We start from the raw sequence: 14502 nt of genomic DNA, 5'->3' as shown, positions 1-14502 counted from the left end.
AAAACCTAATGCGCTGTTCAATGTTATATGGAATGTAATCTGATATACAGCTAACTATGAAAAATCTCGTTCAATTTCTTTTCAAAGGAGCTATCTTTTTTGGCTTAGCCCTTAGTTTTAGTGCCGGGCTTCATTCCTGTAGGACCGATGATGCCATCCAAGATACTACTGTATTGGGGCCGCCGGTAGAAACAGATCCACCGGAAACCGACTATACGCCGGCATTCGTGGGGCAAACTCGCGCGCCGGGCGTAAGCACCACAATGAATTATACTGTTGAGGCCATTAGTTCGGGACTTAATAGCCCTTGGGGTATCACAAGTTTGCCTGACGGAAGGCTCCTGATAACGCAAAAAGGTGGAACTCTTCGCATAGCGACGGCAGCTGGTGAGTTGAGCGAGCCCATCACTGGGCTGCCTGCAGTGGACGCGGCAGGGCAGGGCGGCCTCCTTGGCATTTGCCTTGATCCTAACTTTACCTCAAACCGAAGAGTGTATTGGGTTTTTTCCGAGCCTCAAGCGGGCGGCAATCTTACTGCAGTAGGAAGGGGAGTGCTCGCTGCAAATGAACGGCAGGTCGAAAATGCAACTGTTATTTATCGCGCAACACCTGCTTACGCAGGAACACTACATTATGGCGGGCGTATTCTTTTTGATAGGACAGGACATTTGCTAATCAGTACCGGGGAAAGATCAGATTTAGCCACGCGACCACAGGCTCAGGACGTAGGGTCTGCACTTGGAAAAATTGTTCGCATCACAACCGATGGGCAGGCGGCGCCAGATAACCCAACCTTTACACAGGGAGCTGCTCGTGCTGAACTATATTCTATCGGACATCGCAATCCACAAGGACTCGCCATACATCCGGAGACGGGAGATCTTTGGCAGGGAGAGCATGGGCCGCGCGGTGGCGACGAATTAAATCTTATCAAACCGGGTGCAAATTATGGCTGGCCTACGATTACTTACGGTATCGAATATGGTGGTCAGGCGATAGGAGACGCTATACAGCAAATGCCCGGCATGGAGCAACCCGTGTATTATTGGGATCCCGTAGTGTCGCCTAGCGGAATGACATTTTATAACCACAGCCATCATGCGGAGTGGCGACACAATTTATTTATAGGTTCGCTAAGTGGGCAACATATTGTGAGGCTCGTGATTCGTGATGGCAAAGTAGCTGGAGAAGAAAGATTGCTCGCTGGAGAGAATCAACGCTTTAGAGATGTAACGCAAGGTATGGATGGTGCGCTTTATGCCATCACCGATCAAGGGCGGTTGTATCGCATCTATTGATCTTCCGGTTTAAGGAAAAGGTAGTGATTTGTAGTATTTATGCTACAAAACTAAAGAATTAGGTTTTTTTAACAGATCTTAGGTTATATAGTTTTTGGAAAGATTGTAATTTCGTAGCGAAATAAGTAATATATATATATTGCCTCTATGGCGATGTATAAGTGAGCCGGACCCTTCCAGGAGTCCGGCTTTTGTTTCTTTGTAATACGCTGCTGGCGCATACTTAGTTTTGCCTTTAATATTTCTAGACTATTTAATTCGGTTGTAAGAGCACAACTTCAAATTGGTCAGTAAGTACGGTGTATTTACCCGACACTAGTTTAATCCTGTACAGACCCGGAGCGGGATCAGTAGCCTTGGATCGGCTAAATGTAATCATTGTGGATTTGATGGTTGCGAGGTTTAATTTTCTTTCCATTCCATCCTTATCAACAAGGTAAGCAACCGTTTGTAGTGAATCTGTTATGATATTTTGACCGGAGACTCGAAAGAAAGCATAGGTGTAATCTATGTCTCCCGTCACGTACTGTTGATCAGTGATGTTGGCTATTAAAATAGGCTGGTTGTAGTTGAAGACAAGTGTGTACGTTTTCTTCGTTCCGTCCTGCGCAGTGACGGTGTAATTTATAGGTTCATTGGAAGCGATTGATACTGGCGTGCCCGATGCCGGCTGTATACTTGCGCGTTCAGAAATTGCAATAGTAGGTGTAACGGTTTCGGGCTGTTCTACTAAGGGCGGCCAATAGACCATTATTTTGTCGCCGACGATGCTCGCATGCAGTGGATTTCCTGCCGGATCCTCGATGGAGAAGCTTTCAATCTCGTTGTATGGGAAATCTACGTATTCCGTTTTACACGATTGTGCTAGAGCGAGTATTGACAAGCTAAGTAATAATATGCTTTTTGATTGGTTGGAAATGAAAGTTAGTAGCATGATCTATTTCACTAAAATTGATATGCGGATGTTGTGATGAAAACAGTTTGCCGACCCATCCACTGGCCTGCAAACTGCTTAGTTGATATAGCGTCTCTTAAAGTGCTTTGTACTCGATGACAGGATCAGCTTTTACTTGCAATGAGCTGCCCGAACCTGTCTGTTGGATATTATCAAAACGAACAAGTTTTACCGCGTAAACCGGAGTGCCCGTGCTTGTCGCCACAATAACGGTCAATGGATCTACTGCTTCATAATCGTTTGTGCTGGTGTCATAGTTATACCAGATGCCGCTACCGATCGACGCTGCTGCTGTTGCTGAGCTCCAGTCGGCAGCACTCACATTATCAATAGCTTTAGCGATATAACGTAATTGGTAGCCTGAACCTGCAGCTATGTTTCCATTGACCTGACGTTCGAAAGCAACTTGGTGCGTTGAGGTTGATGATGTGCTTTGGCTTGCTGTCGCGAAATTGACATAGACTTTTGTCCAGCCTGTTGGATTAAACGGTGATCCCCATTGGCCGGTAATTGTATATGGCGTTGCTGCCTGTGCCTGTTGAAGCTCAAGCTGAGATGCATCATTTTCCTTGTCGCAAGAAGTAGCTAAAACGGTTGTCGAAAGAAGCGCTACTGCCAGCGTGGTCTTAAAGATTGATTGAATTTTCATAATGAATAAAGTTGAAATAAATAAATATATATACTGCCCCGCAGGGTCTGTGGATGCTTTTTTACGTGCCTGATACCATCAGTGTCGTCGGTTTATTTGCGGCATTCCATCCCTCAAACTCAAATGCTACATTGACATTTGGAAATGTCCCTACCGGCAAGTCGGTAGGAAGCGTTAGGATGAGCTCCGTCCGGGAATGAGATTTTATGGTAAGCGGATAATCTTTGCCATTTATTGTTACTTTCGCCGACTTCGGATCCAGAAACACGGTGCCCAAAGCGGGGCCTATTTTCCAATCAGCATTCTTACTTAACTGTACGCCCGCCAGCGGTATATGCGGATTGGGTTGGACATAACGGATATTCAAGGGTTCTTTTAATTTGTAAACGTGATTTAGATTACGCACTTCTACGTCATATACACCGGCCTTAGCGTCCGCAGGTATCCGATGTGCATCGATATTTCCTTCATTGATGAGCACATAAAAACCTTGATTGTCGGGCTTGAGTGAATTAAGTACCGGCATAGCCAAACGTTCGCCAGTTTCCTGGTTGATCAATGTGATACCCGTTGCCGCGGTATTGGTATGTCCAAAATTTCCCAAAATACCTACAAGAGATGTGAATGGCGCTTTTCGCAAGGAAAAGGTACTTGTACTAACCCAAGCGGCTTCGAAAGATGGTGTATTTTGCGATTCGATGATGAGTTTATAGGTTCTTTTACCGCCATTTGCAGCGATGACCGTATACGTCTGTTCTTCCTCCGCGACAAGGACGGGTAATATCTCGCCTTCTAGTTTTGCACCGTTAGATACCTCGATCTCCGGGTCGATAACCACTAAACTGTAATAGTATGGGATGTATACGGTAACGGTATTTTTTTGATTGTCTACTGCGCCATATATTACATTGTCATCAGGCAAGTTGGCAACCTTGAAAACTGTTATTTTATCTTGTGGCAATGGGGCTAAATCTTCTGTTTTTGTACAGGATGAGTGCGCTATGACACTGCTCAGAAGTATGATGTATGTATATAATCTTTTCATAAGGTTAATGGTCAATTTTATTTGATTTCAAATTTGCTGCTTCCGGCTTTTGCCAACACATACTCGAAAGAAAAGAATGGCTTCGGGTCATTTCTTCTCCACGAATCTCGATCCAGCTTATCTTTATAGAAGCTGGTTACCTTCAGCTTAGCGTAGTTACCTTTGGCTGTGCGAACCACTATCGTTCTCGCAGGCACTGTTTTTGGTTGTCCATTTTCCAACTTTATGGTAAGCGGTTTATCCAATGGATAGGCAATATGGGCATTGTCGTACGCGCCATCGCGAACTAAAGACCCACTAAAATCATACAACACCCAGCCAAGATCTTCCCCTAGCGCACCATTGATATCCAAGCCATAGGGTTTGTCTCCTGTTTTGAAAAGATTATCGGCAGGAATGTCTACAACATCTTCAAAAGCTTGTTCTAGAAGAAGGATACCTCCCTTGCCGGGCCCCCCCGCGCCACCGTCAGCACGTGTATTGTTGCAATTGATGTTGCTGCGGTATATGTCTGCGAAAGAAATATCCCAACGCGCGGTACGCTGGTAATCTGCCGTAATAGCGCTATTTGTTTCCAAACTATAGTAAATAGGGGACTGCGGTGTTGTTGGTTCAGCACCAACCGGAATTAATTCGCCAAAATTTTTGACAACAATCAAGCGATTAAAGATGGAATCATTTGTCGGAACATCCGGATCGGGGGTAGGTTCTTCCGTGCTACCCTTGCTACAAGCCGAAAGGAGAATACTCGAAACGAATATTATGAAGATGCTGTGCTTAATCCTTTGCAGCTTATGATGTATGGCTTTTGATAAAATCATCACGTTATTTTTATTTAAAATCATTATAGATAATAACAAATATAGTTGACGTACCTCACATTCGATATATTAAAAATGATTTTTCGTTTATGAATTTTGCTATTGAAAGATAGAGACGCGTGCAAACGCGTCTCTGAGTATTTAAATTGGAATTGAACACTTTATGACCGTGCGGATATTTTTTTTGCTTATCTCTTGGTTATCTTTTTAACATCAATTTTGTACGACGCATTTCCACGAGCTGCGGTCACAGTTTTTGCTTGTACGATGAATAGCTCATCTGTGGAAGGCGAGAGGTTATCTCCTTTATATAACACGATATAGCGATTTGCGGTCGGGTAAACAGCGTGATTATTAGCAAAGTCATATACGATCCAAAACGGTGTGGCGCCAGCAGGGGCGCCTGCCGATGTTGCATCTATTGTAAAGGTGTTTGTTAAAGTTATATTTGAAGCGAGTACCTGTTCCACCGTCAAGGCAGAAACAGATGTGTTCTGCAAGTCGAAATATCCCATTTTATAGACGCCTTCTTGCGAGTTTTTAAGCGTAGAGCCATACATGCCTGAAAGGTTGACCATACTCTTCACGCTATCAGTGGGCGCATTGCTGCTGAAATCAAAAAATACTTTCTGTCCTGCAAGCACCTCTACCTGTGCTTCGGTTTGTACAGCAGTTTCATTGTTCAAGACTGGGACAATAGTACTTTCATCTTTGCCGCAAGACATAAAGCCCATTGTAATCGTGCAGGCCAACGCTGCAATTTTGAATAGTTTGTTCATGTAGTTTTATAAAAAAATTAAAAAAAGCTGTATATATCCGTTATGGGGTTTTTATTTCAATTTGTATCCAAGCGGAGTGTCGAAGTCTACCGCAGCGGGTTTGTATATTTTTGACTTCCCACTTTTAAATTTTGACTTATTACTTTTGACTTCTCACTTATAAATTTTGACTTATTACTTTTGAATTTTGATTTATCACTTTTGACTTCTCACTTTTGACTTATCACCTCGTACTCAGGTTTTTGCTGCCATCTTGCTGCACGAAGTATCGGAAGGTGAAGTAGGGGGCTGGCCAGTTCATATTTGTGACCGTTTGTGGATTACCTTTATATGCATTGATCAGCTGTAGCTTCGCATATTTTCCGTCGGGCAGGCGCAATACGTAAGTCCGGTTTGGAAGTGCTTGCATAATGTGCGTATTTAAGCTATACTGAAACCAACCGCTTGAACTTTCGGAAGATGCCCAACCAATTTTGTTAACCGTGCTGTTTGCAAATACATCGTCCGCTGGCGCGGTGGTTACGTTATCGTACGCATCTTTCACCAGTACGACAGCTGTATTCTTAGCAGCACCTTGGAAACCTGGGTTATACTCAAAATCAGCATTATTGAGATAAAGGCCAGAGTTATATTCATCCGTAAAAGCCAGGTCCCAATCTGAAGTTTTTAGCCACTGCGACGAGTCCGCTTGGCTTTTTATCCAGATCTGTCGTTGATCCCGCAATCGAAATAGGAACGTATAAAATGGCCGTTGCTGCTTGCCATCAACAGCTTCGCCCAAAGAAGCTTCTGTATCACCGGGTAAGTCGTAAACGACTGTACTCTTCCCGTCTTCCAGGGCGGGGCGCGTGTCCTCTTCCTTTCCACAGGATAATAATAGCATGGGCAGCAATAATAGGAACCCGCTGTGCAACGGTAGCATTTGGCGTGTGGATGTTATGATTTTTCTTAGTATTTCCATTTGTAGTTTAATTACATGTAGAACAGTTGTTAGTCTTTCATCCAGCGATAGCTGAGGCCTGCTAAGACAACCCTTCCAGGCTGACCTAACATATTTCTATTGGTAAAATTCAGCAAGTTGTCGCCCACCAATCGAATGGTCATACGCTGATCAAATATTCGTTTTTCAAGCGTGACGTTAAGCAGAGTATGCCAAGGGACAAAAGCGTCAGCGTTATCAATAAATTGATTTCCGTTGATGTCTTGAAAAGGATATCGCCCACGAATATTTGCCCGCAAATTGAGGTTTATATCCCAAGGTTGATAGGTATAGAGTGCCTTGAGGTTTAGCATGTGCCTCGAACGGTCTTCAATTCCCCAATAGTCGCTTTCTCGGCTTTCGCGGTACTCGCCGGTGGCCGCATTATTGTATTGATTGTAAGGATAGCGACCACTGCGTATACTATCTAACATCGCCAGATCTTTAGCGATAAGGTATTGGTAGCCAGCAGACAATTGTAGACTGCGGCTTGCTTGGTAGGTAGCGGAAACTTCAAAACCCTTATTGACAGCTTTTGGTAAGTTGCGGTAACTAAAGATGCTCGTGATTGTTGTTCCATTGGCGACTACCACAGTATTTATTTGATCGTTAATGCGGTGATAAAAGAGGGAGGCGTCCAATTGCAGTTTCGGACTGGGACTCCAGGCTAAGCCAATATTGTTTGATAAACTTTTTTCTGCTTTTAAGTTGTTATCCAGTATGTTAAGCATATAGGTGTTTTTAAAACTTATTTCACCGCTGGCATCCATAGCCTCTATAATTTGTTTCGCGCGATCACTTCCTACGACGAGGTAGTTTGCTGCTGGATTGAAAAACACCTGATAACGCATTTTATAGTCTGGAGCTTTAAAGCCTGCTCCTACACCCGCTTTTAGCAATAGGGAGGAGTGCAATTGGTACTGAAGTCCCAGACTAGGACTTAGTCGTCCATTATAGGCGTTCGAATAGTCGTAGCGTAGCCCTAAAGTACTTAACAAGCGTTCTGTAGCCTTCCATTCCGTTTGCAAGAAAGCGAATGCCGTATTTAGCGAACGGCGCTCGTCAAGACTTTGCTCATCCATTCGCTCCAGCCCAGCGCCTAGGCCACCCGTAAACTTCAATGCCTGCATCGGCGTATAGGCAAATTGTTGCTCTAGTCGGTGTGCTTGCTGTCCAAAAGATTCTGCGCCTGCTAAAATCTCTTGCTGAAGCCAAGATGCGTCCATTTGGGTGTGGAAGCGGGTGTAATAGTAGCGGCTCATGCTGCGCAATGCTGAGGAAAAGGAGTGGTCATAACTCGCTGCTAGGCTCAGTTCCTGATCCTCTTGTTTATCTTCTATACGTAGATCCTCAGACCATGCATTTATCATGGTTGACTTTCGCGCAGCGTATCGACTCGTTAAACCAAACGTACCCTTTTTGCTAACTCTATACCGACCGCGGCCTTGAAAGCTATAATTTTCATAGGGAGGAAAGGTCGTACTTTCATTATCTAAAAACTGACGATCCGTGTTAAAACCGTCCGTACGGTAATAATTTCCAGAAACGACTACTGAACCACGTTGATGGGCAAATGGAGTTTCAGCCTCTAACGTAGCATCGACTATGTTTCGGCTACCATATAAGATAGAAGCCTGCGCTTGCGGCGTCACAGCGCCGTGCCGAGTCACAATATTAATTGCTCCCCCTAATGCGTCGCTACCATACAGACAAGAGGTGGCGCCCTTTATAATTTCAATGCGTTCAATATTCGTCACTGATATCCGGGAGAGATCGAAATTACCATTGTTTCTACCCATCATCGGCTGCCCATCAATCAAAACCATCACATAGTTGCTACTAAAGCCCTGCACCTGTACACCCACCGCCCGAGACCCGCCGGCGACATCATTGACCACAGCGACACCAGTCTGCTCTTTCATTACTTCATCCAGTCTACGGCTTCCCATCAATTCGATCTCCCGCCGGGTAATAATCTTTACGGGCATAGCCGAACTTTCTACACGGACAAGATTGTCGACTGCAGCGACTTTTCCGTTGACTAATACAGTATCGATCTGTCGAGCATCTGCGCGCAGATGGATAGTAATCAAGCTATCGATATCTTCTAAGGCGATAGCATGCATTGACGGAGCGAAGCCGACCCGGCGCACTTCCAGCTTATAAGTACCACTATAGAGATCCGTAAAGGAAAAAAAACCTGCAGTATCTGTTTGCATAATTTTATTATCTGGATGCAAGGTTACTTGTGCATTTTCGAGTGGTCTTCTCAATGAATCCAGGACATAGCCCGATAGCAGATTTCGTGATTGCCCAATCAAAATTGATGGTAAGAAAAACCATAAGACAAGGATAAGCCTGTTGTATATTGTAAACCTTCGTAAACGCAATTTATTTTTATTCAATCTAAATAATAGCACAAAAAAAGCGAATCGAAATGATTTTTACTATATGAAAAGTGCTAAATCCTATCTTAAATTCGTTTTATCACACGACCAATATTTAAAAATTAAGTTTATAACTATCTGATTATTATTTATTAATATGGTTTTTGCTAGGTTTTAGCATGAAGTTATAGCGTGTAAAATTTATTTGTATTTAGACTGATTATTGACTTGTTTTGTGTCGGCATTTCACTTTCTCGATCTATTTCGCATAGGATCAGCCCTGCTGGATACGAGAATGGAGAAAAGATTAGTTGGAGGTCGACAAGAAAATAACACACATGACAAATCGTATCATAGCTATATTAATTATCCTGGTGTCCAGCCTATTGGACGTCGATGCAAAAGAGCAGCGCATTGTCACATTAAGTAGTGCTATCACGGAAACCGTATTTGGACTTGGATTGGGGGATCAGGTTGTTGCTACCGACGTAACAAGCTTATCGCCAAAAGCGGCAGCTACACTACCGAAGGTGAGTAAAAATCGCTCGATCTCGGCGGAGGGGGTGATGGCGTTTCGCCCAACTATCGTGCTAGTGCTCGAGGGCGACATTCCCCCAACTGTCCTAAAACATTTGAAAACGTCGGGCATACGTGTCGTGACTTTAAAACAAACATTTACGGAACAAGGGGCCTATCGTTTTATGCAGCAAATAGCCGATGTGCTTCAGGTTCCTGATCGTGGAAAAGAGATTGTGGCGAGGACAAAGCTGACTATGCAAAAAGTTTCCGAAATGATATCAGAAGAGATGTCCGGTAGGAAAAAGCCAACAGTCTTGTTTATTTACGCAAGAGGTACAGGAACAATGAGTGTGTCCGGTAAGGGAAGTAGTTTAGATGCGCTGATTGGCCTGGCAGGGGGAAAGAATGCTGTTCAAGAATTTGCGGAATTTAAACCCTACAGCACGGAAGCGCTCGTGAAGGCCAACCCGGACGTTATCTTATTATTTGATTTTGGTGTAAGCAGCCTCGGTGGTAAAGATGCGATTCTGAAAATGCCTGGTGTGCGCTTAACAGAAGCTGGTAAGCACCAACGGATCGTGAGTATGAATGCATCGTTGTTGGTCAATTTCAGCACGCGTTTACCCGAAGCGGTGTTGGCGCTTCATCAGGCTTTAATTGCGATTACAACTAATTGATAAAAGAAATACCGTGTCAAAAAAACAACACCTGATTATCACCGTGCTGTCTATCCTGTTGATAATAACGGCGGTGGTATCGCTTGGTCTAGGCGCATTTTATATTCCCGTTGGCGATGTTTTGCAACTCATTGGCGAAAAAATGCGTTTGCTCTCGCCAACATCTGACAATGCACTGCCCATGGATGTACTTTTCGTGGTCCGACTACCTCGTGTCATGCTCGGCCTACTGGTGGGTGCTGCTTTAGGCGTCTCCGGCGCCGCAATTCAAGGGATCTTTAGAAATCCACTAGCAGAGCCCGGCCTCATCGGTATATCGTCCGGGGCATCACTTTTTGCTGTGTTGATAATCGCATTTGAGACCCTTCTTTTTACGAAGTTGTCGGCATATTTAGGCTACTACCTATTGGTATTCGGTGCATTTGTCGGCGCTGGATTGACGGCGTTCGCTGTATATCGCATCGCCGTCAAAGACGGTCGTCCAAATGTGACTACTATGCTACTTGCCGGGATTGCGATCAATGGTTTCGCGGGAGCACTCACGGGCTTAATGACGTATCTGGCAACAGAACAACAGCTACGCACCATCACGTTCTGGATGTTGGGAAGTTTAGGCGGTGCAACCTGGGACAACATAGCCGTTGTGGCGCCATGCATTATATTCCCTGTTTCTTTACTATTGTTTTTCGGGAAACAGCTGAATGCCTTTTCCCTAGGTGAAATGCATGCCGACCTTTTAGGAATGCGTACAGATAAGGTTAAGCTTTGGGTAGTGATCCTGTCGACCTTAGCTGTCGGTTCGTCCGTAGCTATAGCAGGCGTGATTGGTTTTGTTGGTTTGTTGGTTCCGCATACGGTGCGTTTGCTAGGTGGAGCGAGCAATCGCTATGTATTAGCTGGATCATTAATTTTAGGCGCTCTTGTATTGACACTGGCTGACGTGATCTCGAGGACACTTATTGCACCTATGGAGCTACCTATTGGGGTCATTACCGCATTGCTCGGCACGCCGGTTTTTATATACATACTTATTAAAGAAAAATAACGAATTCAGGAGAGATTCAAATAATACAGCATGCTAAGGGTTGAGAAATTAAATTACGAAGTAAAAGGGCGGAAACTATTGCGCGACGTTTCCTTCCAAATTAGGAAGGGTGAGGTTTTAGCGTTGTTAGGCGCCAACGGCGCCGGTAAATCTACATTAATGAAGTTGCTTTGCGGTGAATACAAGCCTACAAATGGTGTAGTTACATTACATGGGAAGAAGTTGGACAGCTATGACCCGCGTATCTTGGCACGTGGGCGGGCGATGTTAAGTCAGCAGCAACACGTATCATTAGCGTTCACAGCCGGGGAAATCGTAATGATGGGGCGTTATCCACACTTCAAATCAAGTCCATCCCTCACGGATAAAGAAGTCGTGAATGAGGTGATGGCACTTTGTGGCGTGGATACGTTAGCTGATCGCGTCTTCATGAGTTTATCCGGTGGCGAGCAGCAACGTGTGCAGCTAGCCCGAACGCTCGCGCAGGTATGGGAAAACCCAGATAGCCTGCTATTGCTTGACGAGCCAATTTCTGCCCTCGATATGCATTACCAGCAAAAAGTATTGGCTATTGCGAAAGCGCTCTCTAGAAAGGGTTTCATTGTTGTTCTTGTCGTCCACGATGTCAATTTTGCTGCCACCTATGCAGACCGCGTCATTATGCTAAAGCATGGTCGTAAACTTTTCGATGGCACGCCGGTGGAAGTACTCAACCCGGCCAATATATACACGGTGTTTTCTGTCGAGGCATCTGTAGAATTAAATCCGCGAACGCTTCGCCCTTACATCCGGTTGGAAGAAATGCCGGTTGATGCGTTTAAGATAAATTCAAAATTAAGTACCGATCATCTCAAACATGTACCGTTAAAACAGCGTCGCGAACAATTGCTTGCCCAAGATCCATATCTCAGTATCTCAGAGCAAGCGGAAGTATTGCGTGTACCTGAAGCTGAACTTTGGATGATGGACAAAGGTCGGCATGTGAATTTTATCAATCAATCGTTGGAGAGTATTATCCCTAAGCTTTCGAGCTTAGGCGAAGTAAGTGTTTACACTCGAAATGCATGTTGCACCCAAAAAACCGTGCAGCAGTATACCACAGCGATGAATGATGGCTATGCACCCCATATCAGCACGCAATCACCTATTGTCAATGCGCTGCGTCACGATCTAGCTGAGTGGCACGCTGGATTTTTGGTAAAGGAAGTTGGGGATGAAGGCCTACATTTTTTCGATGACAAAGGTATGCTTATACACGGCCTGCAGCTCTGTGATACAAGTGATAGAGATGCTTTTTGTGCCATTACAGCGTGGCTGGAAGCAAAGCAAGATGAAAAACCGCAATTCGGACCGTCCTCGACAGCAGCAAAGCATCATCCCCAATCAAACAATCCGGCATCACAAAATGCTAAGGAGGAAATCGGTATAAATGAAGTGCGAAAAATCTTCGCGGAGGCAGTAGCCAACTCCGCTATGCTAGAAATTACAACCATGAATCGGGGATGCGTGCATAGCTATATCGGTACGATTAAAAATTTGATCGATCAAGGCTTTCGTTACATGATAAAAGACGATAGGATGGAGTTGGAATTGCGTTTGCCTTTGGTGGAGCATATCTTCCGTAGTGTATCGTCAGCGGAGGAAGATGTGTTGGAGTTTTTTGATCAACATGGCGTCTTGGCGCTGCGTATCAGTAATCGATCGAAAGAAAAACAGATAGCTACGAGCAGATCCGTTCGGGGAAATGTTGTTATTTAGAATTAATATAAACAGTGAAATATATTGTGTATATTTAGACCGGATATGTTGCTCAAATAAAGTTTGATATGTTGGTAAAAGGCAAAATAGTAGAGCTAGACGAATGGCTTTTTATAGAAGAAATACCCGATCATTACGTGCCCGATAAGCCGTTGGTGGAGAATCGTCTGATTATAAAACGCGATCCTGTGCATATGAAAAACTTTCAGCTATCAACCAGTGGCCTCTTTGTCTTGTACACGCAGATGTCCTTTGATCAGCCTGTGCATATCCATACGGAAATTGAAGGGGAAGCCATCACGAGCCAATTTATTTTCTACAAAGCCACGGATAGCAAAAAGCCCTACGGTATGAGCCGACATAACATTCGCTACATTCCATCGGTAAAAACGACGCATGAGGTAAAAGAAGGTGTGGAATACAGCTACTTCATCGCGGTCATTTCTAAAGAATATTACCTAAACCTTATCAAACGCGATTCGCTCTTGCATAAACATTTTGTGGACGAAATTGAAAAAGGTTTGTATGCTTCCTTCTCCGAGGAGGATTTGATGGCAACGTATGAAATGCAGCACACTATTTCAGAATTGGTAGAATCAAAAAAGACCGGCGAAATCCGGCGACTACATACAGAGTCTAGGGTTGTAGAGTTATTGATGTATCAGTTTGAACAATATAATGATCGGACACAGCAAAGTGCGCCACTTTTTAATGATGATGATGTAACGCGACTTGAGCTGGCTAGGCAAATCTTGGAACAAAGACTCGCAAACCCACCCACCCAAAAAGAGCTTGCCACGGAGGTACTGATGAGTGAAAGTAAATTGCGAAAAGATTTCAAAGAATATTTTTCGGTCACTATCCACGATTACTTGACGCGGCTCCGCATGGAGAAGGCACGTTCTTACTTGATAGATGATAAGATGTCTGTTTACGAGGTTGCGTTGCTTACAGGTTTTGGACATCAAAATAATTTCAGCAGCGCATTCAAAAAATACTATGGTATATCGCCTGGCGAGCTGAAATTTTAGGGAGTCAGTTAGCCGCATGCCGTAGCAAGTTCAAGTTTCTGTTTATAAAACAGTTTTTCCATCGCACAACCTTTCCGCCGCATGCCGCGGCAAGGCAAATACTTTTGTAGGGCAAAAGTATTCAAAACCCCGTCGCTTGAAACCTTTGCAGGGTGGGTTTGTGCTGTGGCAAATGATTACATATTGCAAAGCTTTCGATGCGACATTTCGTTTAATAATGGGAAGAAGCGATAAAGTATGGGAAACTTAAACTTCTCGCACTACGCGATACACAATACGCAATACCCCTTCAAATGCGACATGTCGTTTAATAATGGTCAGAATCGATAAAATAAAGAATATCTGAACTTCTCGCACTACTGCATTTTAAACAGTTTGTCCATCGCACATCCCTTCCGCCGCATGCCGTAGCAAGTTTAAGTTTCTGTTTATAAAACAGTTTGTCCAACGCTAAACCCTTCCGCCGCATGCCGCGGCAAGGCAAATACTTTTGAAGGGCAAAAGGTTCAAAACCCCGTCGCTTATTTTTGTTGCATCCTTATTAGATAGTGCGAAGGCA

The 14502-nt window shown here is 44.2% G+C and carries 12 protein-coding genes; 5 read left to right on the top strand and 7 right to left on the bottom strand.

Annotated features, from left to right (window positions below; all coding sequences use genetic code 11):
• The first annotated feature begins 56 nt into the window (after positions 1-56).
• Entirely contained in the window at positions 57-1298 is a 1242-nt protein-coding gene (locus tag DI53_RS18800; RefSeq protein ID WP_037503548.1) for a PQQ-dependent sugar dehydrogenase, read from the top strand.
• A 253-nt stretch (positions 1299-1551) separates the two neighbouring features.
• Here the strand turns inward: DI53_RS18800 and DI53_RS18795 are convergent, their stop codons facing one another.
• The 7 genes from DI53_RS18795 to DI53_RS18765 all read right to left on the bottom strand — a co-directional run bounded on the left by DI53_RS18795 (position 1552) and on the right by DI53_RS18765 (position 8847).
• Positions 1552-2181, bottom strand: coding sequence for a DUF5018 domain-containing protein (locus tag DI53_RS18795; RefSeq protein WP_157836805.1), 630 nt, complete (start codon positions 2179-2181; stop codon positions 1552-1554).
• 148 nt (positions 2182-2329) lie between these two features.
• A complete protein-coding gene (locus DI53_RS18790) occupies positions 2330-2902 on the bottom strand; it encodes a hypothetical protein (protein ID WP_037503546.1) in 573 nt (190 codons plus the stop codon).
• 61 nt (positions 2903-2963) lie between these two features.
• The gene (locus tag DI53_RS18785; protein WP_052072575.1) at positions 2964-3947 is read right to left on the bottom strand and encodes a hypothetical protein; all 984 of its coding nucleotides are present in this window, start codon (positions 3945-3947) and stop codon (positions 2964-2966) included.
• 17 nt (positions 3948-3964) lie between these two features.
• Entirely contained in the window at positions 3965-4768 is an 804-nt protein-coding gene (locus DI53_RS18780) for an HmuY family protein (RefSeq protein WP_052072580.1), read from the bottom strand.
• A 188-nt stretch (positions 4769-4956) separates the two neighbouring features.
• Positions 4957-5547: a hypothetical protein gene (locus DI53_RS18775; RefSeq protein WP_037503543.1), complete on the bottom strand. Its 591-nt coding sequence runs from the start codon at positions 5545-5547 to the stop codon at positions 4957-4959.
• Positions 5548-5770: 223 nt separating this feature from the next.
• Positions 5771-6508 carry an HmuY family protein gene (locus DI53_RS18770; RefSeq protein ID WP_037503540.1) on the bottom strand — a complete coding sequence of 246 codons (738 nt, stop codon included), beginning with the start codon at positions 6506-6508 and terminating at the stop codon, positions 5771-5773.
• Between the two features lie 29 nt (positions 6509-6537).
• Positions 6538-8847 carry a TonB-dependent receptor gene (locus DI53_RS18765; protein ID WP_275041051.1) on the bottom strand — a complete coding sequence of 770 codons (2310 nt, stop codon included), beginning with the start codon at positions 8845-8847 and terminating at the stop codon, positions 6538-6540.
• A 404-nt stretch (positions 8848-9251) separates the two neighbouring features.
• Between DI53_RS18765 and DI53_RS18760 the strand changes: the two genes are divergently transcribed.
• From DI53_RS18760 to DI53_RS18745, 4 genes are all read left to right on the top strand, one after another.
• Positions 9252-10109: a heme/hemin ABC transporter substrate-binding protein gene (locus DI53_RS18760; RefSeq protein WP_037503537.1), complete on the top strand. Its 858-nt coding sequence runs from the start codon at positions 9252-9254 to the stop codon at positions 10107-10109.
• A gap of 13 nt (positions 10110-10122) precedes the next feature.
• Positions 10123-11154 (top strand): FecCD family ABC transporter permease, encoded by a 1032-nt coding sequence (locus tag DI53_RS18755; protein WP_037503652.1) that lies wholly within the window; start codon positions 10123-10125, stop codon positions 11152-11154.
• A gap of 30 nt (positions 11155-11184) precedes the next feature.
• On the top strand, positions 11185-12912 hold the full coding sequence (locus DI53_RS19925) for a heme ABC transporter ATP-binding protein (RefSeq protein ID WP_071790529.1): 1728 nt from the start codon (positions 11185-11187) through the stop codon (positions 12910-12912).
• 68 nt (positions 12913-12980) lie between these two features.
• Positions 12981-13943, top strand: coding sequence for a helix-turn-helix transcriptional regulator (locus tag DI53_RS18745; RefSeq protein ID WP_037503535.1), 963 nt, complete (start codon positions 12981-12983; stop codon positions 13941-13943).
• Positions 13944-14502 lie beyond the last annotated feature (559 nt).

Source organism: Sphingobacterium deserti (assembly GCF_000757725.1).
In the GTDB taxonomy this organism is placed as follows: Bacteria; Bacteroidota; Bacteroidia; order Sphingobacteriales; family Sphingobacteriaceae; genus Sphingobacterium; species Sphingobacterium deserti.
This window is presented reverse-complemented; position numbering and strand designations above follow the sequence as displayed.